We start from the raw sequence: 24,289 nt of genomic DNA, 5'->3' as shown, positions 1-24,289 counted from the left end.
TGACGACCCGCCCCGCACGGACCGCCCGACGGACAAGCTCATGAGCATCGCCCCCTACATCAAGGACATCGGCCGCGGCAAGGAAGGTGCGCGCTCTCTCACCCGCGAGCAGGCCCACGACCTCCTGTGTCAGGTGCTCGATGGCCGCGTCAGCGACCTGGAGCTGGGGGCCTTCGCCATTGCCATGCGCATCAAGGGGGAGTCGGTCGACGAACTGGCCGGCTTCCTGCAGGCCGCACGCGAGCGTTGCATCCCACTGCCGAGCGGGCGGCCCCTGGTGCTGCTGCCGTCCTACAACGGCGCCCGCAAGCTGCCCAATCTCACGCCGCTGCTGGCGCAGATGCTGGCCCAGGAGGGGGTCGCCGTGCTCGTCCATGGGATGCCCGAGGACCCGACCCGGGTGACCACCGCCCAGGTCTTCCAGGATCTGGGCCTGCCCCTGGCCACCGGCGTCCAGGACATCGAACGCGCCTGGGACCGACAGGAGCCGGCCTACATCCGCACCGAGCACCTGTGCCCGCCCCTGGCCCGTCTGCTCGACGTGCGCTGGGTCATCGGCCTGCGCAACCCCGGCCACACGGTGGCCAAGCTGCTCGACGCCGGCGATGGCCTGCGCGTGGTGAACTACACCCACCCCGAGTACGGCAGCATGCTGACCGACTTCCTGCAGGCCACGGCGGCCAACGCGCTGCTGATGCGTGGCACCGAGGGAGAGCCCTTTGCCGACCCGCGCCGCACCCCGCGCATGGACGTGTTCCTGGCCGGCCAGCCGCGACCGGACCTGAGCGTGCCGGCACGCGAGGGTGTGCTCACGCAGCTCCCGCTGCTGCCGGCCACTTGTGATGCGGCGACCACGGCGCACTACATCCAGGCCGTGGTGAGCGGCGAGAAGCCGGCGCCGGCGCCCTTGCAGCAGCAGGTGGAATGCCTCTTGCAGGCCCTGGCCCAACAGCACCATTCGGACGTCCCACCCCATGCACGCTCAGCCTGACACACCGACACCGCCCACCGTCACCCTGGTCGGCGCCGGCCCTGGTGACCCCGACCTGCTGACCCTCAAGGCCCTGCGGGCGATCCGCCGCGCCACCGTCGTGCTGGTGGACGACCTGGTGGGTGAAGGCGTCTTGCGCCATGTCCGTCGCTCGGCACGCGTGGTCCCCGTCGGCAAGCGCGGCGGCTGCCGCTCCACGCCCCAGGACTTCATCGAACGGCTCATGATCACCGAGGCGCGGCGCGGGGAGCGGGTCGTGCGCTTGAAGGGTGGCGATCCCTTCGTCTTCGGGCGGGGGGGCGAAGAGGCCGAGCACCTCCGTGCGGCCGGCCTGCGGGTGGAGGTGGTGAACGGCATCACCGCCGGGCTGGCCGCCTGCACGGCCCTGGGTGCCCCCCTCACCCACCGCGAGCATGCCCACGGTGTCATCTTCGTCACCGGCCACGCCAGGGACGGGCAGTCCGAACTCGACTGGGTGCAGCTGTCGGCCACCGCCGCCCAGGGCTTCACGCTGGTGATCTACATGGGCGTGGCCCGTCACGCGCACATTGCCGAGGGGCTGCGCACCCACCTGGGCGGCGCCATGCCGGTGGCCGTGGTGCAGCACGCCAGCCTGCCCCACCAGCGCCACGCCGTCACCACGCTGGACGCCCTGGCCGATACCGTACGACGCGAGGACCTGGGCAGCCCGGCGGTCATCATCGTCGGCAACGTGCTGCAGGGCCTGGCGGCCCTGCCTCGGCCCGCAGCTGAAGGCCTTACAGCGGTTGCCGCTTGAACACCGCCAGTGCCGCCCCCATCGCCATCAGCACGCCACCAAAGACCCGGTTGAGCCAGCGCATCGCCCGTGGCGTGCGCAGCACCCCTTGCAGACGCGCCGCCAGCGCGGCATAGCCGTGCATCACGATGATGTCGACCGCACACATCGTGGCCGCCAGGATGAGCAACTGCAGCAGCAGCGGCCGCCCCGGATCGATGAACTGGGGCAGCACCGCCACCATGAAGACGATCCCCTTGGGATTGGTGGCGTTGGTGAAGAGCCCGATGAAGAAGCGCTTGCGCGCCGGCAGCGGCGGCAGCCGCACGGCCCCGGGCGCCACCGCCCCGCTGGCACGCCACTGCTGGAAACCCAGCCACACCAGGTAGGCGGCGCCGGCCCACTTCACCACGGTGAAGGCCGTTTCGGACGCCACCAGCAAGGCCCCGAGACCGGCGCCGGCGATCAACAGCACGATCGTCAACCCGGTCTGCAGCCCGGCAATCGTCACCGAGGTGGCGCGCACGCCGTACGACAGGCCGTGACTCATCGACAGCACCGCACCCGATCCGGGCGACAGGGCGATCGCCCAGCAGGCGAAGAAATAGGCCCACCACACATCCAACTGCATGTTCGACTCCCGGCCCCACGGCGGTGCGGGGCCTGCCCCGATGGTAGCGTGGGCCCTACACTGCGCCCCGTGCATTCCTTTGACGTGATCGTGATCGGTGCCGGCGCGGCCGGTCTGTTCTGTGCCGGCATCGCAGGGCAGTCAGGCCTGCGCGTGCTCGTGATCGACCATGCCGACAAGGTGGCCGAGAAGATCCGCATCTCCGGCGGGGGGCGCTGCAACTTCACCAACCGCGACGCCGGACCGGCGAACTTCCTGTCCGAGAACCCGCACTTCTGCCGTTCGGCCCTGGCGCGCTACACGCCCCAGGACTTCATCGCCCTGGTGCAGCGTCACCGCATCGCCTGGCACGAGAAGCACAAGGGCCAGCTCTTCTGCGACGAGTCGTCGGAGGACATCATCGGCCTGCTGCTGCGCGAGTGCGATGCCGGCGGCGTCACCCGCTGGCAGCCCTGCCGCGTGGCCGAGGTGCGTCATGGCGCTGCCGGTTTCGAATGCGACACCGACCGCGGCACCGCGCGCAGTGCCCGCCTGGTCGTGGCCACCGGAGGCCTGTCGATCCCCAAGATCGGCGCGACCGACTTCGGCTACCGGCTGGCGCGACAGTTCGGGCACCGCATCGTCGAGACCCGTCCGGCCCTGGTGCCGCTCACCTTCGACGGCGCCGTGTGGGCGCCCTTCGCCGCGTTGGCCGGCGTGGCCTTGCCCGTGCGCATCGCCACAGGGCCAGGCAAGGCGCAAGGCCGGTTCGACGAGGACCTGCTGTTCACCCATCGCGGCCTGAGCGGCCCGGCCGTGCTGCAGATTTCCAGCTACTGGCGGCCTGGCGAGCCCCTCACCATCGACCTCCATCCCCACGGCGACCTGGCCACCTCCCTGCGCCAGGCCAAGGCCGGTTCGCGCCGGCAGCTGGGGACGGTCCTGGCCGAGCACTTGCCGCAGCGCCTGGCCGACGCCTGGCTGCAGGGGGTGGGCCAGGATGGGCACCGCCCACTGGCCGAGACCCGTGACCGCGACCTGCAGACCCTGGCCCAGCGCTTGCACGCCTGGGAACTGCGGCCCAGCGGCACCGAGGGCTATCGCAAGGCCGAGGTCACGGCCGGTGGGGTGGACACCCGCGAACTCAGCTCACAAAGCCTGGAAAGCCAGCGCCTGCCTGGGCTGCACTTCATCGGCGAGGTGGTCGATGTGACCGGTTGGCTGGGCGGCTACAACTTCCAGTGGGCCTGGGCCAGCGCTGCGGCCTGCGCACGCGCCATGTCAGCCTCCCGGCCTTGAGAGCGTCCACTCACCTGCATCTTTGCAAACCGGCCAGTGGCTGGCTATAATCGCGGTCTTTGCTGGCAAACCTGCGCAATCCGTCTGCTTTCGCGGCCTTGGCCGTACACCAAGGCGTTGGCGCTTCGCAAGAAGCCTGACACGGAGCGCCAAGATCTAGGATCCGAATTCTCGATGACTACCATTCGCGTCAAAGAAAACGAGCCGTTCGACGTGGCCCTGCGCCGCTTCAAGCGCACCATTGAAAAGCTGGGCCTGCTGACCGAGCTGCGCGCCCGCGAGTTCTACGAAAAGCCCACCGCCGAGCGCAAGCGCAAGAAGGCCGCCGCCGTGAAGCGCCACTTCAAGCGCGTGCGCAGCATGCAGCTGCCCAAGAAGCTGTACTGAGGCCCAGCCGACCCAGCGCCGCGGCTGCCCTGGGCAGCCCGTCCTGACACAAGCCCGCTTGGGGACGCCCGGCGGGCTTTGTGCTTTCCGGGCCGTCCCGCGGCATACTTTCCACCTTCTCCACCGAGATCATCATGAGCCTGAAGGACCGCATCTCCGACGACATGAAGGCCGCCATGCGCGCCAAGGACAGCGAGCGCCTGTCCACCATCCGCATGCTGCTGGCCGCGATGAAGCAAAAGGAGGTCGACGAGCGGATCACTCTGGATGACACCATCGTGGTCGGCATCGTCGACAAGCTCATCAAGCAGCGCAAGGACGCCGCCAGCCAGTATGCCCAGGCAGGCCGTGCCGATCTGGCCGACAAGGAGAATGCCGAGATCGCCGTGCTGGAGGCCTACCTGCCTCAACGGCTGAGCGGCGAGGAGATCGCTGCAGAGATCAGGCGCATCGTGGCCGAAGTGGGAGCCACCGGCCCTGCCGACATGGGCAAGGTCATGGCAGCCGCCAAGGCCGCCCTGGCCGGCCGCGCCGACATGGCCCTGGTGTCAGCCGCCGTCAAGCAAGCCCTCAGCCGTTGAACTGCCGTCAAGGAGCCCCCATGTCCCTGCCCATCCAAGCCATCGCCGCCGACGTCTGCGTGGCCCCCCAGCTCGAGCCCTCGGCCATGGCCGAAGCCGCCGCCGCGGGCTTCAAGAGCGTGATCAACAACCGCCCCGACTTCGAAGGGGGCCCCGACCAGCCCACCAGTGCCCAGATCGAGGCCGCCGCCCAGGCCGCCGGGTTGCAGTACGTCTACCTGCCGGTGGCCTCGACGGGTCAGACCCCCGAGCAGATCGAACAGGCCGCGCAGGTGCTGGCCAGACTGCCGCGCCCGGTGCTGCTGTTCTGCCGCTCCGGGGCACGCAGCGCCCGCCTCTACCAGGCCGCCACGCAAACCTCCTGAGCCCCCCGGTCTGGGGAGGCACTCCCCATGGTGGTGCGCCACGGCGCCAGAAGCGGCCAGCCCTGCTGGGCCGTTGCTAGGGGTCTTCCCTAGATTCATCGCAAACACGCTGGGTGTTCAGGCGATATTCAGTTCATGCTCCTTACAGTGCGCGGCGGCACCTCTGACCCGGGCCGCCCGGCATGCCCGCCGGACCCGTCCGCCGTCCCGCCCGTGCCGCTCAACGCATGCCACCTCACCCGGCCGCCCGTGTCGCAGGCGGACGGCCGGTGAGGCGGGCCTGTCCAGCCCCAAGTCCATGGAGTCCGTGTGAACATCCTGCTCAGCTTGTCTCGAGCGATCGACTGGATCAATGAACAGATCGGTCGCCTCATCATGTGGTTCGTCTTGGCTGCCGTGCTCATCAGTGCCGGCAATGCCGTGATCCGCAAGACCCTGAACACCAGTTCCAATGCGTGGCTCGAGATCCAGTGGTATCTCTTCGCCGTCGTGTTCATGATGGGCGTCGGCTACGTGCTGCTGCACAACGCGCACGTGCGCATCGACTTCATTGCCTCGAAGTTCTCCAAGCGCACCAACGCCGTCATCGACATCTTTGCGATGGTGGTCTTCATCATTCCGCTCAGCGTCATCCTCATCAACCTGTCCTGGCCCCTGTTCATCAACGCCTGGCACAGCGGTGAGATGTCCCAGAACGCCGGCGGACTGATCCGCTGGCCGGTGTACTTCCTGATCCCGGCCGGCTTCGCCGTCTTGCTGGCCCAGGCCGTGTCCGAGCTGATCAAGCGCGTGGCCTTCCTCACCGGGCACCGCAGCGAACCGTTCTCTCACGCCGACCACAAGTCCGAAGCACAGCGCCTGGCCGAAGAACTCGCCCGGGAAGCCCAGGCCCACGAACAAGTCCCCGCCAAAGCCCAGTCATGAGCGAATTCCTCATCAACAACTTTGTCCCCATCCTTTTTGCGGGACTGCTGGTGTTCCTGCTGTGCGGGATCCCCGTGGCCTTCGGTCTGGCGGCCACCGGTCTGCTGTTCGGCTTCATCGGCATGGAACTCGGCCTGTTCGGGGCCAACCTTTTCCAGGCCCTGCCCCTGCGCGTCATGGGGATCATGCAGAACGAAACCCTGCTGGCCATCCCCTTCTTCACCCTGATGGGGATCATCCTGGAACGATCCGGCATGGCCGAAGACCTGCTGGAAACCGTCGGCCAGGTGTTCGGGCCGGTGCGTGGCGGCCTGGCCATCGCGGTGATCCTCGTGGGGGCTCTGCTGGCCGCCACCACGGGCGTGGTGGCCGCCGCAGTGATCTCGATGGGTCTCATTTCGCTGCCCATCATGCTGCGCTACGGATACAACCGGACCATCGCCACCGGGGCCATCACCGCGTCGGGCACACTGGCGCAGGCCGTGCCACCGTCGCTGGTGCTCATCGTCATGGCCGACCAGCTGGGCCGGTCTGTGGGAGACATGTACGCCGGGGCACTGCGTCCGGCCATGATGCTGATCGGCCTGTACATCCTCTTTGTCATTCTGGTGGCGATCTTCCGGCCGAAATGGGTGCCTGCCCTGCCAGCCGAGGCACGGATCTACCGTGAGGACACCGGGCGCAGCGGCCATTTGTCGCTGATCGTGCTGCTGCTGGTGTGCTCCGTGGCCGCTGTGGCCTGGGCCCAGGTCCACGCCTCCATCATCAACCCGCTCGTGGGACGCCCCTTCGAGGGCGCCCCGAAAGATGAGGTGGTCATCCTGTCGATGACCATCGCCTCGCTGCTGGCCTTCACCCTTGCCCTGCTCAACAAGCTGTTCGGCCTGCATCTGTTGTCCAAGCTGGCGCAGCAGGTCACCTTCGTGCTCATCCCACCGCTGGTGCTCATCTTCCTGGTGCTGGGCACCATCTTCCTGGGCGTGGCCACCCCCACGGAGGGAGGAGCGATGGGTGCGGTAGGGGCGCTGATCATGGCCGTTGCGCGCCGCCGCCTGTCCTTCCCGGTGCTCAAGCAGGCGCTGGATGCCACGGCGCGACTCTCGGTGTTCGTGCTGTTCATCCTGATCGGCTCCACGGTCTTCAGCTTCACCTTCAACGCCGCAGATGGCCACATCTGGGTGGAGCATCTGTTCGACAAGCTCCCTGGCGGCCAGCTGGGCTTCCTGATCTTCGTGAACGTCCTGGTGTTCATCCTGGGCATGTTCATCGACTTCTTCGAGATCGCCTTCATCGTGATCCCGATCCTGGCGCCTGTGGCCGACAAGATGGGGATTGATCTGATCTGGTTCGGCGTGATCATCGCGATGAACCTGCAGACCTCCTTCCTGACCCCTCCTTTCGGCTTTGCGCTGTTCTACCTGCGCAGCGTGGCTCCCAAGGCCGACTATCTCGACCGGATCACCAACAAGCTGATCCCCGCGGTACGCACGCCGCAGATCTACAAGGGCTCGATCGCCTTCATCATCATCCAGCTGATCATGGTGGCAATCATCATCGCCTTCCCGCAGTTGGTGACCGGTGGCATCACCCAGCAGGAGAAACTCAGTGCCGACGAGGTGATGCAGCGGCTGCAAATGCCGATGGATCCTGATTTCGGCGCCGACACGGAAGAAGAGGAACAAGAGGCACCCGAAGGGGCTGAACCCTCGGCAGAGCCTGCCTCCGTGGGCGAAGAAGAAGATCCGGCCAAGGCCCTGGAAAGGGCTCTCCAACCCGGGCGCTAGCCGCCGGGCAGGCATGAAAAAACCGCCGGGGCTCCCGGCGGTTTTTCTTTTGGTGCAGGCGCCTCAGGCGCCCACCGCTCCAGGCCTTACAGCTTGGCGCTTTGCATGTAGCGGTCGAACTGGGCTTCCGTGAAACGGAACCACAGGTTCTGGTCGCGGCGGAAGTTCGCGTAGTCGCTGTACACCTTCTTCCAGTTCGGGTTCTTGGCCGACAGATCGGCGTAGAGCCCCATGGCCTCCTTGAAGGCTGCATCGAGCACCGCCTTGTTGAAGGCCACCACCTTGGTGCCGGCCGCCACGAGCTGCTTCAGCGCTTCCGGGTTGCGGGCGTCATACTTGGCCTGCATGTCGGTGTGCGCGTAGGCAGCGGCCGCCTCGATGATGGCCTTGTACTCGGACGACAGCCCTTCATAGGCCTTGGTGTTGACGTACAGGTCGAGCTGCGGGCCACCTTCCCACCAGCCGGGGTAGTGATAGAACGGCGCCACCTTGTTGAAGCCCAGCTTCTGGTCGTCGTAGGGGCCCACCCACTCGGCCGCATCGATCGTGCCCTTTTCCAGCGCCTGGTAGATCTCGCCACCGGGGATGTTCTGCGGCACGCCGCCCAGGCGCTCGATCACCTTGCCCGCAAAACCGCCCACGCGGAACTTCAGGCCTTTGTAGTCGGCCACGGTCTTGATTTCCTTGCGGAACCAGCCGCCCATCTGGGCCCCGGTGTTGCCCATGGGGAAGCTGATGATGTTGTATTGGGCATAGAACTCGCGCATCAGCTTCAGACCATTGCCCTCGTACATCCAGGCCGTCATCTGGCGAGAGTTCAGACCGAAGGGGATGGCGCAGGCCAAGGCGAAGGTCTCGTCCTTGCCGAAAAAGTAGTACGGGGCGGTGTGGGCCATCTCGACCGTGCCGTTCTGGATCCCATCGACCACACCGAAGGCGGGCATCAGCTCGCCGCCGGCATGGACCGAGATCGTGAACTTGCCGCCCGACATTTCGCTGACCTTCTTCGAGAAGGTTTCAGCCGCCCCATAGATGGTGTCCAGGGCCTTGGGGAAGCTGGAGGCCAGGCGCCAGCGGATGTTGGCCTGGGCCTGCACGATGGCCGGGGCAGCGCCCGCGGCCAGCACCCCCGCCAGACCGGTGTTGCGAATGAAGGAACGACGCTCCATGTATGACTCCTGTAGGTCAAGATGACGACGAGAAAAAGCCGCGCACAAGGCGACAAGCGTGCGCGAATTCTAGGAGTCGGTATTCAGCTTCCTGACAGGGTTTATCCCGTGCGCAACATCACGTACGGGCAAGCCCTTGTTCGATTGTCAGATTTCTTTCAGTTTCAATGCCGATCGTGTGATGTCCGAGGCCGAAAAAAAAGAGGCCTCGCCAGGCGAGGCCTCCGGGAGACCGTGGCGCCGCGTGGGCGCCACCGCTCACAGCTTGGCGGATTGCATGTAGCGGTCGAACTGGGCTTCCGTGAAGCGGAACCACAGATTCTGGTCGCGACGGAAGTTCGCGTAGTCGCTGTACACCTTCTTCCAGGTGGGGTTCGAAGCGGACAGCTCGGAGTACAGCGCCATCGACTCCTTGAAGGCTGCATCGATCACCGCCTTGGGGAAGGCCTTGAGCTGGACCTTCTGCGCCACGAGCTGCTTCAGCGCCACCGGGTTGCGGGCGTCGTACTTGGCTTGCATGTCCACATGCGCATACGTGGCTGCAGCCTCCACGATCGCCTTGTACTCGGCGGACAGAGACTCGTAGGCCTTGGTGTTCAGGAAGAAGTCGATCTGCGGGCCACCTTCCCACCAGCCGGGGTAGTAGTAGAAGGGCGCGACCTTGTTGAAGCCCAGCTTCTGGTCGTCGTAGGGGCCCACCCACTCGGCCGCGTCGATCGTTCCCTTTTCCAGCGCCTGGTAGATCTCGCCACCGGGGATGTTCTGGGGCACGCCGCCCAGGCGCTTGATCACCTCGCCGGCAAAGCCGCCGATGCGGAACTTCAGGCCCTTGTAGTCGTTGACGGTGTTGATTTCCTTGCGGAACCAGCCGGCCATCTGCGCACCGGAGTTGCCGCCGGCGAAGTTGATGATGTTGTACTGGGCGTAGAACTCGCGCATCAGCTTCAGGCCGTTGCCTTCGAACATCCACGCCGTCATCTGGCGCGAGTTCAGGCCGAAGGGGATGGCGGCCCCGATGGCGAACGTCGGGTCCTTGCCGAAGAAGTAGTAGGGCACCGTGTGGCCCATCTCGACCGTGCCGTTCTGCAGGGCATCGACGATGCCGAACGGGGGCATCAGTTCACCGCCGGCATGCACCGACACCTGGAACTTGCCGCCCGACATGTCATGGACCTTCTTGGCGAACACCTCGGCGCCGCCGTAGATGGTGTCGAGGGCCTTGGGAAAGCTGGAGGCGCAACGCCAGCGGATGACGGGCTGGGCGTGGACGGCCGGGGCAACGCCCGCGGCCAGCACCCCGGCCAGGCCGGTGGTGCGGATGAAGGAACGGCGTTCCATGAATGCTCCTGTGTTGGTGTGCATGAAGCCCGAAGGCGGCGCGATTCTAGGAAGACGAAGACGCGCCGCAGACCCAGGCGATTCCCATTGGAGGAATCACGGATGCAGGCGATTTTTTCAGGATGCGCTCAGGCTTTTGTGGTGCACTGAGAACCCGGCGACAGCAGATGTTCAGCCTTCTGTCAGGATCCTGCGATCTTCATGCGATCGACCAGCACGGAGCCGATGGTCTTGGAACCCAGGGTGTAGGCGTCTGCCCCCACGGCCACGATCCCCTTGAGCATGTCGCGCAGATTCGACGCGATCGTGACCTCCTCGACGGGGTGAGCAATGCGCCCGCCTTCGACCCAGAAGCCGGCAGCCCCGCGCGAATAGTCACCGGTCACGTAGTTCACCCCCTGCCCCATCAGTTCGATCACGAAGAGGCCACGGTCCAGCTTGCGCAGCATGGCGTCGAGATCGTCGCCAGGCTGCGTGAGCCTGCTGGTCAACCGGAGGTTCTGAGATCCTCCCGCATGACCGGTGGTGCGCATGCCCAGCTTGCGAGCCGAGTAGCTCGACAGGAAGTAACCCTGCACCACCCCCGCGTCCACCACACGCCGGGGCTGGGTCCGCACGCCTTCATCATCGAAAGGTGCACTGCCCTTGCCGCGAGGAATGTGCGGATCCTCCGCCACATCGACGTGCTCGGGGAAGACCTGTTGGCCCAAGCTGTCCACCAGGAAGGAGGCCTTGCGGTACAGGGCCCCACCACTCGTGGCCTGAACAAAGCCCCCCAGCAGTCCGGCCGCCAGGGTGGACTCGAACAGCACCGGGCATTCGCAGGTGGGAATCTTGCGTGCATGCAGGCGAGACAGGGCGCGCTCAGCCGCATAACGGCCCACGGCCTCCGGAGAGGCCAGCTCGGCCGGGTCCCGCATCGAGGAGTACCAGGCATCTCGCTGCATGTGGGCCCCACGCCCAGCGATGGGCGCCACCGACAGGGAGTGGCGCGAGCTGGCATAGCCGCCCCGGAAGCCCCGCGAGTTGCCGGCGAAGAAATGCGATTGCTGCGCGGACACGCCCGCGCCCTCTGAATTGGTGATGCGCTTGTCCACAGCGAATGCGGCCGCCTCACAGCGCAAGGCCAGCTCTGCCGCGCCCGCCGCATCCAGCGCCCAGGGGTGGAAAAGGTCGAGGTCGCGCTCCGCAGCCTCACCCAGGGCCAGGTCGGCCTCATCGGGCAGGCCGGCGGCGGGATCTTCGGCCGTGAAGCGGGCGATGTCGTAGGCGGCGCGCACCGCCTGCTCGATTGCCGCGGGCGAAAAGTCCGACGTGCTGGCGTTGCCACGTCGCTGGCCGATGTAGACGGTCACACCGATCGACTTGTCGCGGTTGCGCTCGACGTTCTCGATCTTCCCCTTGCGCACCGACACCGACAGGCCGGCACCTTCGGACACCTCCACGGCCGCGTCACTGGCGCCCATCTTGCGGGCCGTCGCCAGGCTGAGCTCCACCAGCTCGCGAAACTGATCGCGGCTGTAGGCAAAGCCACTGTGGGCTGACTGGGGTGAATGAGTGGGGGGCATGGGTGCAATCGGTGGGAGTGTCGGGAAGTGGCGAAAGAGCGGGCTTATGATAGCGACCCCTGCGATGTCGTCCCGACACCGGGGTTGCCCTCCACCGACCCATGTCCGCTGCCTCCCGCCGCCCCGAAAGCGCTGATCCCCCCCCGCTCGATGAGCGGCCCAGCAAGACGCGCCTGAAGCAGGCCATGCACGAACTGCAAGACCTCGGGGAAGACCTGGTGCGCCTGCCCGACAGTCGCTTCGAGCGGCTCGAACTGCCCGAATCGCTGGTGACGGCCGTTCAAGACTACAAGCGTACCCGTTCACATGAGGGTCGTCGCCGGCAGATGCAGTACATCGGCAAGCTGATGCGTCAGATCGACCCCGAACCCGTGCGCGAGGCCGTGGCCGAGATGAAGCTGGGCCGCGCCGTGGACAGCCTGGCGCTGCATGAGGCCGAGCAGTGGCGCACCGAGCTGCTGGCCGATGAGGCGGCGCTCACGCGCTGGATGGCCGATCACCCCGACAGCGATGCCCAGCAGTTGCGCAGCCTCATCCGTGCCGCCCGCAAGGATGCCGCCGCCACCCCCGAGCAACGCAGCGGCCGCGCCTACCGCGAGCTGTTTCAATACCTGAAGGGCCACCTCGTGGCAGACGACGCGGCCCCCGACGAAGTGAGCTGATCCATGAACATGAGCGCTTTCGACCCGGTCCGCATCGGCGTGGTGTCGGTCAGCGACCGCGCCTCCAGCGGCGTTTATGAAGACAAGGGCATCCCGGCCCTGCAGGAATGGCTCGGCCGCGCCCTGCGCAACCCCATCACCTGGGAAACGCGCCTGATCCCGGACGAGCGCGCGGGCATCTCGGCCACGCTGCGCGAGCTGGTGGACGAGCGTCGCTGCGACCTGGTGCTGACCACCGGCGGCACCGGGCCGGCCCCGCGCGACGTCACCCCCGAAGCCACGCTGGACGTGGCCGACAAGGAGATGCCCGGCTTTGGCGAACAGATGCGCCAGATCAGCCTGCGCTTCGTGCCCACGGCCATCCTGTCGCGGCAGGTGGCCGTCATCCGGGGCCAGACGCTGATCATCAACCTGCCGGGCCAGCCCAAATCGATCGCGGAGACCCTGGAGGGCCTGAAGGACGCCGAGGGCCGGCCCGTGGTGCACGGCATCTTCGCCGCCGTGCCCTACTGCATCGACCTGATCGGCGGGCCCTACCTGGAAACCGATGAGGCCGTGTGCAAGGCCTTCCGCCCCAAGAGCGCGATCCGGCCTGCGGGGCCTACTTGACGAGCTGATTCAGCGACTCGGCGTCGAACTGCTCGGTGGTGTGAGCGTCGCTCGGGATGCACTCCGGGCGCTGGGCCTGGGCGAGCTTCTCGATGGCCTGCCACAGCAGCGCGATCTGGTGCTCATGGCCGGCCGCGTTGTCCACCAGGCCCTTGAGCGCAAGCGACACGGGGTCGTCGCCCTGGGTGACACCGTAGGCCGAGAACGCAGGCGGTGACGCCGCGCCCCCTTGCGCGTCCTTCTGGATGATGCGCGCAGGAATGCCCACCGCCGTGGCTCCGGGAGGCACCGGCTTGAGCAGCACCGCGTTGGAGCCCACGCGGGCGCCGTCGCCCACCGTGAAACCGCCCAGCACCTTGGCCCCGGCGCTCACCACCACCCCCTTGCCCAGCGTCGGGTGCCGCTTCTCGCCCTTGTAGAGCGAGGTGCCCCCCAGCGTCACGCCCTGGTAGATGGTGCATTCGTCGCCGATCTCGGCGGTCTCGCCGATCACCACGCCCATGCCATGGTCGATGAACACCCGCCGGCCGATGGTGGCACCCGGGTGGATCTCGATGCCCGTGAACCATCGTGCCAGGTGAGAGATGAACCGGCCCAGCCAGCGCCAGCCCCGGATCCAGCAGGCATGGGCCCAGCGATGCATGACCAGCGCGTGCAGCCCCGGGTAACAGGTGAGCACCTCCCAGGTCGAGCGCGCGGCGGGGTCGCGCTCAAGGATGCAGGCGATGTCTTCTCGGAGGTGCTCGAACATGGTGGAAGGGTCTGGTATCGACCGGCAACCAGTGTAGCGGCGCAGCGCGGGTGGCGCAGGCGCGCTTTGCCGGGGCCCTGAGCCCGTCGGGGTCAGCGCGGCGGGCGGCTCCGCTCCTGCATGGCCTTGGCGATGCCGCGCAGGATGTGCACCTCCTGCGGCGTGAGCTGGGCCCGGTTGAAGAGCTGGTTCAGGCGCGGCATCAGCTTCTTGGGCGCCGCCGGGTCGAGAAAGCCCAGGTCCACCAGGGCCGACTCCCAGTGCGCCAGCAGCCCCTGCACCGCCTGCCCGTCGGCGCGCGAGGGGTCGGCCGCGCGGGGGGCCACGTCGAAGCCGCCCAGGGCCTGGCGCCATTCATAGGCCAGCAACTGCACCGCCTGGGCGAGGTTGAGCGAGCCGTAGCCCGGTGCGGTGGGGATGCTCAGCACCGCGTGGCAACGGTACACATCCTCGTTCGACAGCCCATAGCGCTCGGAGCCGAAGACCAGACCCAGGGCGTGGTCCCCAGCGGCCAGCTCGCCGAACAGATCGCGCGGCGCCCGCGTGGGCGGGCCGAAGTCGCGGGGGGTCATGGCCGTGGCACAGGCGAAGGTCACCCCGTCCAGCGCCTCGGCCAGGGTGCCGACGATGCGGGCGCGCACCAGGATGTCGGCCGCGCCGCTGGCCATGGCCACCGTCTCCTCCTGCACCAGCACGTCGGCAAAGCGCGGCTGCACCAGCACCAGGTCCGAAAAACCCATCACCTTCATCGCCCGCGCCGCGGCCCCCACGTTGCCCGGGTGGCTGGTCTGGACGAGGATGAAGCGTGTGGAATCCGGCATGGTCGAAGGAGCAGAGCGATCGGGCGCCGGCATGGGGCGCGGGTAGAATCTGCATTATCTTTCCGCCCGGCCCCGATGCTGGGCGGCGTTCTTTCTCGCCGCCAGTCCCGTTGTCTGCGTCCGCACAGGTTTGCCCATGTCCCAAGCGCTTCATCCCATGCTCAACACGGCCATCAAGGCCGCCCGCGCTGCCGGCGCCATCATCAACCGGGCCTCGCTGGACCTCGACCTGCTGCGCATCAGCGCCAAGTCCTCGCCGAATGATTTCGTCACTGAGGTTGACCACGCCAGTGAACAGGCCATCATCGAGACCCTGCTGACGGCCTATCCCGGCCACGGCATCCTGGCAGAAGAATCGGGACGCGCCCATGGCAACAAGGACAGCGACCACGTCTGGATCATCGATCCGCTGGACGGCACCACCAACTTCATCCACGGCTTCCCGGTGTATGCGGTCTCCATCGCCTTGTCGGTGAAGGGCCAGATCCAGCAGGCCGTCGTCTATGACCCGGCCCGCAACGATCTCTTCCATGCCTCCAAGGGCCGCGGAGCCTACCTCAATGACAAGCGCATCCGCGTCTCCAAGCGCGTGCGCATGGCCGAGTCGCTCATCGGCACGGGCTTTCCCTTCCGCAAGGGCGACAACTTCAAGCGCTACCTGAAGATGTTCGAGGAGATGAGCCAGGCCTGTGCGGGCCTGCGCCGCCCCGGCGCCGCCGCGCTCGACCTGTGCTACGTGGCCGCCGGCTACTACGATGGCTTCTTCGAGATGGGGCTGAGCCCCTGGGACGTGGCCGCCGGCTCCCTGATGGTCACCGAAGCCGGTGGCCTGATCGGTAACTTCACGGGCGAGAGCGACTTCCTGCACCAGCGCGAGGTGGTCGCCGGCTCGCCCCGCATCTACGGCCAGATGGTGCAGATCCTGGCGCCCTACTCCCGGGTGATCAAGGACGAAGGCGAGGAAATGCCTGCCGCGGCACCGGAGGCGCCCGCGGTCGTGAGCGCGCTGGCCGCCGCCATCGCCGCGCCGCAGCCCAAGAAGGGGCCGGTGCGCATCCGCAAGAACGAAACCGAGCCCAAGGCCACCCGCAAGGACGACGCGCCGATGTGAAGGCCGCGGGCCGATCGCCGATGCAGGATTTCAGCCAGCACACGCCGATGATGCAGCAGTATCTGCGCATCAAGGCCGACTTCCCCGACACGCTCGTCTTTTACCGGATGGGCGATTTCTACGAGCTCTTCTTCGACGATGCCGTCAAGGCCAACCGCCTGCTCGACATCACCCTGACCACACGCGGCCAGACCGCCGGCCAGCCGGTCGTGATGGCGGGCGTGCCGGTGCATGCGGTCGAGAACTACCTGGCCAAGCTCATCCGCCTGGGCGAGGCGGTGGCGATCGCCGAGCAGGTGGGCGACGTGGCCACGGCCAAGGGGCCGGTGGAACGCAAGGTGGTGCGGGTGGTCACGCCCGGCACCGTCACCGACACCGAACTGCTGGCCGACAAGGCCGACACCCTGCTGCTGTCCCTGCACCGCAAAGGCGCCACTTACGGGCTGGCGTGGCTGGGCCTCACCAACGGGCAGCTGGGCCTGACCGAATGTTCGGGCCGTGAGCTGGCCACCTGGCTGGCCCGGCTGAACGCTGCCGAACTGCTGGCCACCGGCGACGAGCTGCCGCCGGCCGTGACCCAGTCGCGCATCGCGCTGACGCGCCGGCCGGCCTGGCAGTTCGACCCCGCCCTGGGCCAGCGCAAGCTGTGCGAACAGCTCAAGGTGGCCAGCCTGGCCGGCTACAACGCTCAGGACCTGCTCGTGGCCCATGGTGCTGCTGCGGCGTTGCTGAGCTATGCCGAGCACACCCAGGGCCAGGTCCTGGCCCACGTGAGCGAACTGCGTGTGGAGCGCGCCAGCGACCTGCTGGAGCTCCCGCCCGCCACCCACCGCAACCTGGAACTGACCCAGACCCTGCGCGGCGAGGACAGCCCCACGCTGTTCTCGCTGCTCGACACCTGCCGCACCGGCATGGGCAGCCGCGCCTTGCGCCACTGGCTCACTCACCCCCAGCGCGACCGCACGGAGGCCACGCGCCGCCACGAGGTCATTGCCGCCTTCATCGACCACGGCGTCGAGCCGCTGCGCGAGGCCCTGCGGCACGTGAGCGACGTCGAGCGCATCACCGCCCGCGTGGCCCTGCGCCAGGTGCGTCCGCGCGAGCTGGCCGGCCTGCGGGCCACCCTGCAGGCCCTGCCCGGCTTGCGCGCCACGCTGCCGGCGTCACCCACCCCCTTGCTGGCCGACCTGGCCGAGGCACTGGTGCCACCGCCCGCCGCGGCAGACCTGCTGACCCGCGCCATCGCCGAGGAACCGGCCGTGCTGCTGCGCGACGGCGGCGTCATCGCCCCCGGCTTCGATGCCGACCTGGACGAGCTGCGCGCGATCAGCCAGAACTGCGACGGCTACCTGATCGACCTGGAAGCGCGCGAGCGTGAGCGCACCGGCATCGCCAATCTGCGCGTGCAGTTCAACAAGGTGCATGGCTTCTACATCGAGGTCACGCAAGGTCAGGTGGACAAGGTGCCCTCCGACTACCAGCGCCGCCAGACGCTCAAGAACGCCGAGCGCTACATCACTCCCGAGCTGAAAGCTTTCGAGGACAAGGCCCTGTCGGCCCAGGAGCGCGCGCTGGCCCGAGAGAAGCTGCTCTATGAGCAAGTCCTGGACGCACTGCAGCCTCACGTATCAGCCCTCACCCGCCTGGCCCGCGCGCTGGCCTCGCTCGACGCCCTGGCCGCCCTGGCCGAGCGGGCCAGGACGCTGAACTGGTGCCAGCCCGAGTTCGTGCGCGAACCCTGCCTGGAGATCGAACGCGGGCGCCATCCGGTGGTGGAGGCCCGCCTGCTGGAAACGGGCACCGGCCCCTTCATGCCCAACGATTGCCGGCTGGATGCGCGCAAGCGCATGCTCATCATCACCGGCCCCAACATGGGCGGCAAATCGACCTTCATGCGCCAGGTGGCGCTGACCGTGCTGCTGGCCGCCATGGGCTCCTATGTTCCGGCCGAGCGCTGCCGCCTGGGGCCCATCGACGCCATCCACACTCGCATCGGCGCGGCTGACGACCTGGCCAATGCCCAGTCCACCTTCATGCTGGAGATGACGGAGGCCGCGGCCATCCTGCACGGCGCCACCGAGCACTCGCTGGTGCTGATGGACGAGATCGGCCGGGGCACCTCCACCTTCGATGGCCTGGCCCTGGCGGGCAGCATCGCCAGCCATTTGCACGACCGCAACCGCTCGTTCACACTCTTTGCCACGCACTACTTCGAGTTGACGGAGTTCCCGGTGAAGCATGAACGGGCGATGAACGTGCATGTTTCGGCCGCCGAATCGGGCGAAGACATCGTTTTCCTGCACGAGATCCAGCCCGGGCCAGCCAGCCGCAGCTACGGTGTGCAGGTGGCCCGACTGGCCGGCATGCCCGCGAGCCTGCTGCGCCAGGCCCGCGCCACGCTGGAGGCGCTCGAATCGCAGCAGCGCGACAGCCAGGCCCAGATCGACCTGTTCGCCGCCCCGGCGGCCGTCGCAGAATCGGTTCCGCACGTCTCGGCCGTGGAGGAGGCTCTGGCGGCCATCCAGCCCGATGCCTTGTCGCCACGGGAGGCCCTCGATGCGTTGTACCGTCTGAAAGAGCTTCAACAAGGCAGACCCACATGACCTATTGCGTGGCCATGCGCCTGAACGCCGGCCTGGTGTTCCTGTCCGACTCGCGCACCAACGCGGGACTCGATCAGATCTCGACCTTCCGCAAGATGACGGTCTACGAGCAGCCGGGAGATCGTTCCATGGTGATGCTCTCGGCCGGCAACCTCGCGATCACGCAGTCCGTGCGCCAGCTGTTGCGCACCGAGACCATCGACAGCCCGGAGGGCCCGGTGTCGATCTGGAACTGCAAGAGCATGTTCGACGCCGCTCGCATCGTGGGCGCCACCGTGCGCAAGGTGTATGAACGCGACGCCCAGTCGCTCAAGAACTTCGGCATCGAGTTCAACGTCAACCTGATCTTCGGCGGCCAGATCCGCGGCGAGACGATGCGGCTCTTCAACGTCTACGCCGCGGGCAACTTCGTCGAGGCCGGCATGGACGGGGTCTGCTACTTCCAGATCGGGGAGTCGAAGTACGGCAAACCCATCATCGACCGCGTCATCACACCCAACACGCCGCTGGAACAGGCGGCCAAGTGCGCACTGGTGTCGATGGACTCCACGTTGAAATCCAACCTTTCCGTGGGGCTCCCGCTGGACATGCTGATCTACGAGGCCGACTCCCTGCACGCCTCGCGCATCATCCACATCGACGAGAGCAACAGCTACTTCCGCATGATCCGCACCACCTGGGGCCAGCGGCTGCGCGAGGTGTTCGAGTCGATCCCCAACCCGGCCTGGGGCCCCGACGCCACGGAGCACACGCTCAGTCAACCACCCGCCCAGCCCGAACAGCAGACCCTGCACCCCATCCGCAAGGTGCAGGCGCCCGACGCATGACCTCCGCCATGACCCGTCACATCGTCTTCTCACACGCCAATGGGTTCCCGGCCGGCACCTACCGCCTCCTCTTCGAGGCCTGGCGTGAGGCCGGCTACACCGTGCATGCGGTGGAAAAGTACGGTCACGATCCGCGCTACCCGGTGACCAGCAACTGGCCCCACCTGCGCAATCAGCTCATCCACTTCATCGAGCGCGAGGTGGGTGAGCCGGCCTGGCTGGTCGGCCACTCGCTGGGCGGCTACCTCAGCCTGCTGGCGGCGGCCAAACGCCACGACCTGGCCCGTGGCGTGGTGCTGCTCGACTCCCCGGTGGTCTATGGCCTCAAGGCCCAGGGCGTGCGCCTGTTCAAGGCCGCCGGGTTGATCCACACCGTCTCGCCCGGACGCATCTCGCGCCAGCGGCGCACGAGCTGGGCAAGCGAAGAGGAGGCGCACCGACACTTCGCGGGCAAGCCCAACTTTGCGGTCTGGAACCCGGACGTCCTGCGCGACTACATCCGCGCCGGCACGCAGCCCCTGGGGGGCCGACGTGTGTTGAGCTTTCGTCGCGAAGTGGAAACCGCCATTTACAACTCCTTGCCGCATCACCTGCACTGGCTGCTGCGTCGCCATCCATTGCCCTGCCCGGTGGCCTTCGTGGGGGGCACCCGCTCGGCCGAAGTGAAGCAGGTGGGCCTGCGCGGCACCGAGCAGATCGTGCACGGCCGCCTGCAATGGATCGAGGGCGGACACCTCTTTCCGTTCGAGAAGCCCGAAGAGACGGTGCAGGCCGTGCTCGCCTGGCTGCGCCGCTTCGAGGACGAAACGGCCAGCCGCACCGAGCCCCGCGCTGCCTGAGCCCGGGCGGCTTGGCATAAAATGCCGCTTTACCACCACAGCGCAGGCGACAAGCCTGCGCTGCCCACAATGACCAAGTTTGTCTTTGTCACTGGCGGTGTGGTGTCCTCGCTGGGCAAGGGCATCGCTTCGGCCTCACTGGCTGCGATCCTCGAATCGCGCGGCCTCAAAGTCACCCTCATCAAGCTCGACCCGTACATCAACGTCGATCCCGGCACGATGTCGCCCTTCCAGCATGGCGAAGTGTTCGTGACCGACGACGGGGCCGAGACCGACCTCGATCTGGGCCACTACGAGCGCTTCATCACCACACGCATGCGCCGGGCCAACAACTTCACCACCGGCCAGATCTACAAGAGCGTGCTCGAAAAGGAGCGTCGGGGTGACTACCTCGGCAAGACGGTGCAGGTGATCCCGCACGTGACCAACGAGATCCAGGAATTCGTCAAGCGCGGCGCCGGTGTCGGCACCCCTGATGCCGTGGACGTGGCCATCGTCGAGATCGGCGGCACGGTGGGCGACATCGAGTCGCTGCCCTTCCTGGAGGCCGTGCGGCAGATGAGCCTGAAACTCGGGCCCAACAACACCGCTTTCGTGCACCTGACCTACGTACCCTGGATCGCCGCGGCGGGTGAACTCAAGACCAAACCGACCCAGCACACAGTGCAGAAACTGCGCGAGATCGGCATCCAGCCCGATGCGCTCCTGTGCCGCGCCGACCGCCGCATCCCGGATGATGAGCGCGAGAAGATCTCGCTGTTCACCAACGTGCCCGAATACGGCGTGATCTCGATGTGGGATGTGGACACCATCTACAAGGTGCCCCGCGTGCTGCACGAACAAGGGCTGGACCAGCTCATCTGCACCAAGCTGCACCTGAGCACCCGCCCGGCCGACCTGTCCAAGTGGGACCGTCTGGTGCATGCCGTCGAACATCCGCAGCGCGAGGTGACCATCGCGATGTGCGGCAAGTACGTCGATCTGTCCGACTCCTACAAGTCGCTCAACGAAGCCCTGCGCCATGCCGGCATCCACAACCAGGCGCGTGTGAAGATCGAGTACGTCGATTCCGAGGAGCTCACGCCCCAGAACGTCGAGCGTCTGGGCAAGTACGACGCCATCCTCGTACCCGGCGGCTTCGGCAAGCGGGGCGTGGAAGGCAAGATCCTGGCCGCGCAGTACGCCCGCGAGCACCGCATCCCCTATCTGGGCATCTGTCTGGGCATGCAGGTGGCCACCATCGAGTACGCCCGCCACAAGGCCGGACTGGCCGGCGCCAACAGCACGGAGTTCGAACCCCAGGCGCCCCATCCGGTGATCGCGCTGATCGACGAGTGGCAGGATGCCGACGGCTCCATCCAGAAGCGCGATGCCAACTCCGATCTCGGCGGAACGATGCGCCTGGGCTCGCAGAGCTCGGACGTCAAGCCCGGCACGCTGGCACACGAGATCTACGGCGACGTGGTGACCGAGCGCCACCGCCACCGCTACGAGGCCAACGAGAAATACCTGCCTCAGCTCGAAGAAGCGGGCCTGGTCATCTCGGCCATCACCCAGCGCGAGAAGCTCACCGAGATCGTCGAGCTGCCGCGCGACGTCCACCCGTGGTACATGGGGGTGCAGTTCCACCCGGAGTTCAAGTCCACCCCCTGGGGCGGCCATCCGCTGTTCAACTCCTATATCAAGGCGGCGCTTGCGCATCAGGCCGAGCGCCAGCCGGCCTGACACGCCTCACCATCGAAGGAAGCGCCCATGCCTGCCGCCTACCTGATCGTCGAGATGAACATCACCGACCCGACGCGCTACCAGCAGTACATGGCCGAGGCGCCCGCCGCGGTGAAGGCTGCCGGTGGCGAGTACCTGGTGCGCGGCGGGCGCCACGAAGCCCTGGAGGGCGACTGGCAGCCTCACCGGGTGGCCGTCCTGCGCTTTCCCTCCTACGAACAGGCCAAGGCCTTCTATGACGGCGAGGCCTACACCCGCATCCGGGCGCTGCGCCACGGCGCCACCGACTACTTCAACATGGTCCTGGTCGAGGGCGTCGCAGCCCCGGTCTGACCGTCACCATCAACTGCCGAAAGGAACACAATGAGTGCCATCGTCGACATCGTCGGCCGCGAGATCATCGACAGCCGTGGGAACCCCACCGTCGAATGCGACGTGCTGCTGGAGTCCGGCGTGATGGGTCGTGCGGCTGTGCCGTCCGGCGCCTCCACCGGCTCGCGCGAAGCGATCGAACTGCGCGACGGTGACAAGGGCCGCTACCTCGGCAAGGGCGTGCTCAAGGCCGTGGAGCATATCAACACCGAGATCTCGGAAGCCGTGATGGGCCTGGATGCCTCGGAACAGGCCTTCCTCGACCGCACCCTGCTCGACCTCGACGGCACCGACAACAAGAGCCGCCTGGGTGCCAACGCCACGCTGGCCGTCTCGATGGCCGTGGCCCGCGCCGCCGCAGAAGAATCCGGCCTGCCGCTGTACCGCTACTTCGGCGGCTCGGGCGCCATGCAAATGCCCGTGCCGATGATGAACGTCATCAACGGCGGCGCGCATGCCAACAACAACCTCGACCTGCAGGAATTCATGATCCTGCCGGTGGGCGCCCCCAGCTTCCGCGAAGCGATCCGCTACGGCGCCGAGGTCTTCCATGCGCTGAAGAAGATCATCCATGACAAAGGCATGAGCACTGCCGTGGGCGACGAGGGCGGTTTCGCCCCCAGCGTGGCCAGCCATGAGGCGGCCATCCAGCTGATCCTGGAAGCCATCGACCGCGCCGGCTACACCCCCGGCGAACAGATCGCCCTGGGCCTGGACTGCGCGGCCAGCGAGTTCTACAAAGACGGCAAGTACCACCTCGAAGGCGAAGGGCTCACCCTCAGCGCCGAGCAGTGGACCGACATGCTGGCCGCGTGGTGCGACAAATACCCCATCGTCAGCATCGAAGACGGCATGCACGAAGGCGACTGGGACGGCTGGAAGCATCTCACCCAGCGCCTGGGCAAGCAGGTACAGCTGGTGGGCGACGATCTCTTCGTCACCAACACCAGGATCCTCAAGGAAGGCATCGACAAGGGCATCGCCAACTCCATCCTCATCAAGATCAACCAGATCGGCACCCTGACCGAAACCTTCGCAGCCATCGAGATGGCCAAGCGCGCGGGCTACACCGCCGTGATCTCCCACCGTTCGGGTGAGACCGAAGATGCCACCATTGCCGACATCGCCGTGGGCACCAACGCCGGCCAGATCAAGACCGGCTCGATGTCGCGCTCGGACCGCATCGCCAAGTACAACCAGCTCCTGCGCATCGAGGAAGACCTGGGCGACGTGGCGTCTTACCCCGGCCGCTCGGCGTTCTACAACCTGCGCTGAAAACCGATGAGCGCACGTTTCATCACCCTGGGGCTGCTGGCGCTGCTGGCCCTCGTGCAGGCCGAGCTGTGGCTCGGCAAGAACGGCCTGCCCCGGGTGATGGAACTGCAAAGCCGGCTGGATGATCAGCAGGCCCGCAACCAGGACGCACGCCTGCGCAACGACCGACTCGCTGCCGAGGTGCGCGACCTCAAGGAAGGCCTGGAGATGGTCGAGGAGAAAGCCCGTCTCGAGCTGGGCATGGTCAAGCCCGACGAGATCTTCGTCCAGGTCATGCCTCGCTGATGCAGGCGCTGCTCGAGGCCGCGGCGCCGCTGCTGGCATCTGCCTTCACGCTGTGGGGCGCTCCGGTCACCTGGCTGGAGATCGTGGCCTTCGTGCTCGCGCTGGCCATGGTGGCTTGCAACATCCGCGTCATCCACTGGGGCTGGCCCCTGGCGGCCGCGAGTTCTCTGCTCTACTTCCTGCTGTTCTGGAACTACAAGCTCTACGGCGACGCCGGGCTGCAGATCTTCTTCGCCGTGGTTGCCCTGTGGGGTTGGTCGCAATGGCTGCGTGGCCGCCGCACCGACGGCTCGGCCCTTGACGTGCGCCATCTGAGCCCACGCGGGCGATGGCTGGCCGTCGCGGCCGTGGCCTGCGCCTGGCCTGTGCTGGGCTGGTGGCTGGATGCACACACCGACACCGACGTCCCCTACTGGGACGCCTTTCCCACGGCGGCCAGCGTGGTGGGCCAGGTGCTGCTGGCCCGCAAGTTCGTCGAGAACTGGCCGACCTGGCTGGTGGTGAACCTCGTGGCCCTCGTGCTGTTCGCCTACAAGGGATTGTGGCTCACGACCCTGCTCTATGCCCTGTTCGCTGCGCTGTCGATCGTGGGCTGGCGGGCCTGGCAACAGCGCGCCACGCAAACTGCCTGAGGCC

25 protein-coding genes are annotated in these 24,289 nt (G+C 67.0%); 19 read left to right on the top strand and 6 right to left on the bottom strand.

The features are described 5' to 3' along the window. The first annotated feature begins 40 nt into the window (after positions 1-40). Positions 41-991, top strand: a complete 951-nt coding sequence (ybiB, locus tag C1704_RS06035; protein ID WP_104301838.1) for a DNA-binding protein YbiB — start codon at positions 41-43, stop codon at positions 989-991. Then, positions 975-1,769: a uroporphyrinogen-III C-methyltransferase gene (cobA, locus tag C1704_RS06030; RefSeq protein WP_104301837.1), complete on the top strand. Its 795-nt coding sequence runs from the start codon at positions 975-977 to the stop codon at positions 1,767-1,769. The genes ybiB and cobA overlap by 17 nt, the downstream gene beginning before the upstream one ends. Here cobA and rhtB read toward each other — a convergent pair. After that, the gene (gene rhtB, locus C1704_RS06025; RefSeq protein WP_104301836.1) at positions 1,750-2,379 is read right to left on the bottom strand and encodes a homoserine/homoserine lactone efflux protein; all 630 of its coding nucleotides are present in this window, start codon (positions 2,377-2,379) and stop codon (positions 1,750-1,752) included. The two genes, cobA and rhtB, sit on opposite strands and share 20 nt — an antisense overlap. A gap of 69 nt (positions 2,380-2,448) precedes the next feature. Between rhtB and C1704_RS06020 the strand changes: the two genes are divergently transcribed. From C1704_RS06020 to C1704_RS05995, 6 genes are all read left to right on the top strand, one after another. Then, positions 2,449-3,657 (top strand): BaiN/RdsA family NAD(P)/FAD-dependent oxidoreductase, encoded by a 1,209-nt coding sequence (locus C1704_RS06020; protein WP_104301835.1) that lies wholly within the window; start codon positions 2,449-2,451, stop codon positions 3,655-3,657. A 174-nt stretch (positions 3,658-3,831) separates the two neighbouring features. Continuing rightward, complete coding sequence (rpsU, locus tag C1704_RS06015; RefSeq protein WP_104301834.1) at positions 3,832-4,044, top strand: 30S ribosomal protein S21; 213 nt, start codon at positions 3,832-3,834, stop codon at positions 4,042-4,044. A gap of 134 nt (positions 4,045-4,178) precedes the next feature. Beyond that, positions 4,179-4,625, top strand: a complete 447-nt coding sequence (locus C1704_RS06010) for a GatB/YqeY domain-containing protein (protein ID WP_104301833.1) — start codon at positions 4,179-4,181, stop codon at positions 4,623-4,625. Positions 4,626-4,645: 20 nt separating this feature from the next. Then, on the top strand, positions 4,646-4,990 hold the full coding sequence (locus tag C1704_RS06005) for a protein tyrosine phosphatase family protein (RefSeq protein ID WP_104301832.1): 345 nt from the start codon (positions 4,646-4,648) through the stop codon (positions 4,988-4,990). A gap of 309 nt (positions 4,991-5,299) precedes the next feature. Continuing rightward, on the top strand, positions 5,300-5,914 hold the full coding sequence (locus C1704_RS06000) for a TRAP transporter small permease subunit (protein WP_104301831.1): 615 nt from the start codon (positions 5,300-5,302) through the stop codon (positions 5,912-5,914). Next, the gene (locus tag C1704_RS05995) at positions 5,911-7,698 is read left to right on the top strand and encodes a TRAP transporter large permease (protein ID WP_104301830.1); all 1,788 of its coding nucleotides are present in this window, start codon (positions 5,911-5,913) and stop codon (positions 7,696-7,698) included. The genes C1704_RS06000 and C1704_RS05995 overlap by 4 nt, the downstream gene beginning before the upstream one ends. Before the next feature lie 86 nt (positions 7,699-7,784). Here C1704_RS05995 and C1704_RS05990 read toward each other — a convergent pair whose 3' ends face one another. The 3 genes from C1704_RS05990 to pmbA form a co-directional block, all read right to left on the bottom strand. Continuing rightward, positions 7,785-8,867, bottom strand: coding sequence for a TRAP transporter substrate-binding protein (locus C1704_RS05990; RefSeq protein ID WP_104301829.1), 1,083 nt, complete (start codon positions 8,865-8,867; stop codon positions 7,785-7,787). Positions 8,868-9,125: 258 nt separating this feature from the next. Next, the gene (locus C1704_RS05985) at positions 9,126-10,205 is read right to left on the bottom strand and encodes a TRAP transporter substrate-binding protein (protein ID WP_104301828.1); all 1,080 of its coding nucleotides are present in this window, start codon (positions 10,203-10,205) and stop codon (positions 9,126-9,128) included. Between the two features lie 182 nt (positions 10,206-10,387). Next, a complete protein-coding gene (gene pmbA, locus C1704_RS05980; protein ID WP_104301827.1) occupies positions 10,388-11,773 on the bottom strand; it encodes a metalloprotease PmbA in 1,386 nt (461 codons plus the stop codon). A 101-nt stretch (positions 11,774-11,874) separates the two neighbouring features. On the opposite strand from pmbA, the gene yjgA reads away from it, so the two are divergent. Next, on the top strand, positions 11,875-12,435 hold the full coding sequence (yjgA, locus tag C1704_RS05975) for a ribosome biogenesis factor YjgA (RefSeq protein WP_104301826.1): 561 nt from the start codon (positions 11,875-11,877) through the stop codon (positions 12,433-12,435). 3 nt (positions 12,436-12,438) lie between these two features. After that, entirely contained in the window at positions 12,439-13,044 is a 606-nt protein-coding gene (mog, locus tag C1704_RS05970) for a molybdopterin adenylyltransferase (protein ID WP_104301825.1), read from the top strand. Here the strand turns inward: mog and cysE are convergent. Further along, positions 13,037-13,795, bottom strand: coding sequence for a serine O-acetyltransferase (cysE, locus tag C1704_RS05965; RefSeq protein ID WP_104301824.1), 759 nt, complete (start codon positions 13,793-13,795; stop codon positions 13,037-13,039). The two genes, mog and cysE, sit on opposite strands and share 8 nt — an antisense overlap. A 92-nt stretch (positions 13,796-13,887) precedes the next feature. Then, the gene (locus C1704_RS05960; protein WP_104301823.1) at positions 13,888-14,616 is read right to left on the bottom strand and encodes an RNA methyltransferase; all 729 of its coding nucleotides are present in this window, start codon (positions 14,614-14,616) and stop codon (positions 13,888-13,890) included. A 136-nt stretch (positions 14,617-14,752) separates the two neighbouring features. On the opposite strand from C1704_RS05960, the gene C1704_RS05955 reads away from it, so the two are divergent. The 9 genes from C1704_RS05955 to pnuC all read left to right on the top strand — a co-directional run bounded on the left by C1704_RS05955 (position 14,753) and on the right by pnuC (position 24,285). Beyond that, positions 14,753-15,727, top strand: a complete 975-nt coding sequence (locus C1704_RS05955; RefSeq protein WP_104301822.1) for an inositol monophosphatase family protein — start codon at positions 14,753-14,755, stop codon at positions 15,725-15,727. Positions 15,728-15,747: 20 nt separating this feature from the next. After that, positions 15,748-18,330: a DNA mismatch repair protein MutS gene (mutS, locus tag C1704_RS05950; RefSeq protein WP_104302003.1), complete on the top strand. Its 2,583-nt coding sequence runs from the start codon at positions 15,748-15,750 to the stop codon at positions 18,328-18,330. Beyond that, on the top strand, positions 18,327-19,157 hold the full coding sequence (locus C1704_RS05945; protein ID WP_104301821.1) for a proteasome-type protease: 831 nt from the start codon (positions 18,327-18,329) through the stop codon (positions 19,155-19,157). Before mutS ends, C1704_RS05945 begins: the two co-directional genes overlap by 4 nt. After that, positions 19,154-19,996, top strand: coding sequence for an alpha/beta fold hydrolase (locus C1704_RS05940; protein WP_245876394.1), 843 nt, complete (start codon positions 19,154-19,156; stop codon positions 19,994-19,996). The genes C1704_RS05945 and C1704_RS05940 overlap by 4 nt, the downstream gene beginning before the upstream one ends. Before the next feature lie 69 nt (positions 19,997-20,065). Beyond that, a complete protein-coding gene (locus C1704_RS05935) occupies positions 20,066-21,721 on the top strand; it encodes a CTP synthase (protein WP_104301820.1) in 1,656 nt (551 codons plus the stop codon). A gap of 27 nt (positions 21,722-21,748) precedes the next feature. Continuing rightward, positions 21,749-22,054, top strand: coding sequence for a DUF1330 domain-containing protein (locus tag C1704_RS05930; protein ID WP_104301819.1), 306 nt, complete (start codon positions 21,749-21,751; stop codon positions 22,052-22,054). 30 nt (positions 22,055-22,084) lie between these two features. Then, a complete protein-coding gene (gene eno / locus C1704_RS05925; protein WP_104301818.1) occupies positions 22,085-23,368 on the top strand; it encodes a phosphopyruvate hydratase in 1,284 nt (427 codons plus the stop codon). Positions 23,369-23,374: 6 nt separating this feature from the next. After that, complete coding sequence (gene ftsB / locus C1704_RS05920; protein WP_104301817.1) at positions 23,375-23,653, top strand: cell division protein FtsB; 279 nt, start codon at positions 23,375-23,377, stop codon at positions 23,651-23,653. After that, positions 23,653-24,285 carry a nicotinamide riboside transporter PnuC gene (gene pnuC / locus C1704_RS05915; protein ID WP_104301816.1) on the top strand — a complete coding sequence of 211 codons (633 nt, stop codon included), beginning with the start codon at positions 23,653-23,655 and terminating at the stop codon, positions 24,283-24,285. Before ftsB ends, pnuC begins: the two co-directional genes overlap by 1 nt. Positions 24,286-24,289 lie beyond the last annotated feature (4 nt).

The organism is Caldimonas caldifontis, from assembly GCF_002930615.1.
Classification (GTDB): Bacteria; Pseudomonadota; Gammaproteobacteria; order Burkholderiales; family Burkholderiaceae_C; genus Caldimonas; species Caldimonas caldifontis.
The sequence above is the reverse complement of the archived record's forward strand: the minus strand, read 5'-3'. Positions and strand labels throughout refer to the sequence as shown.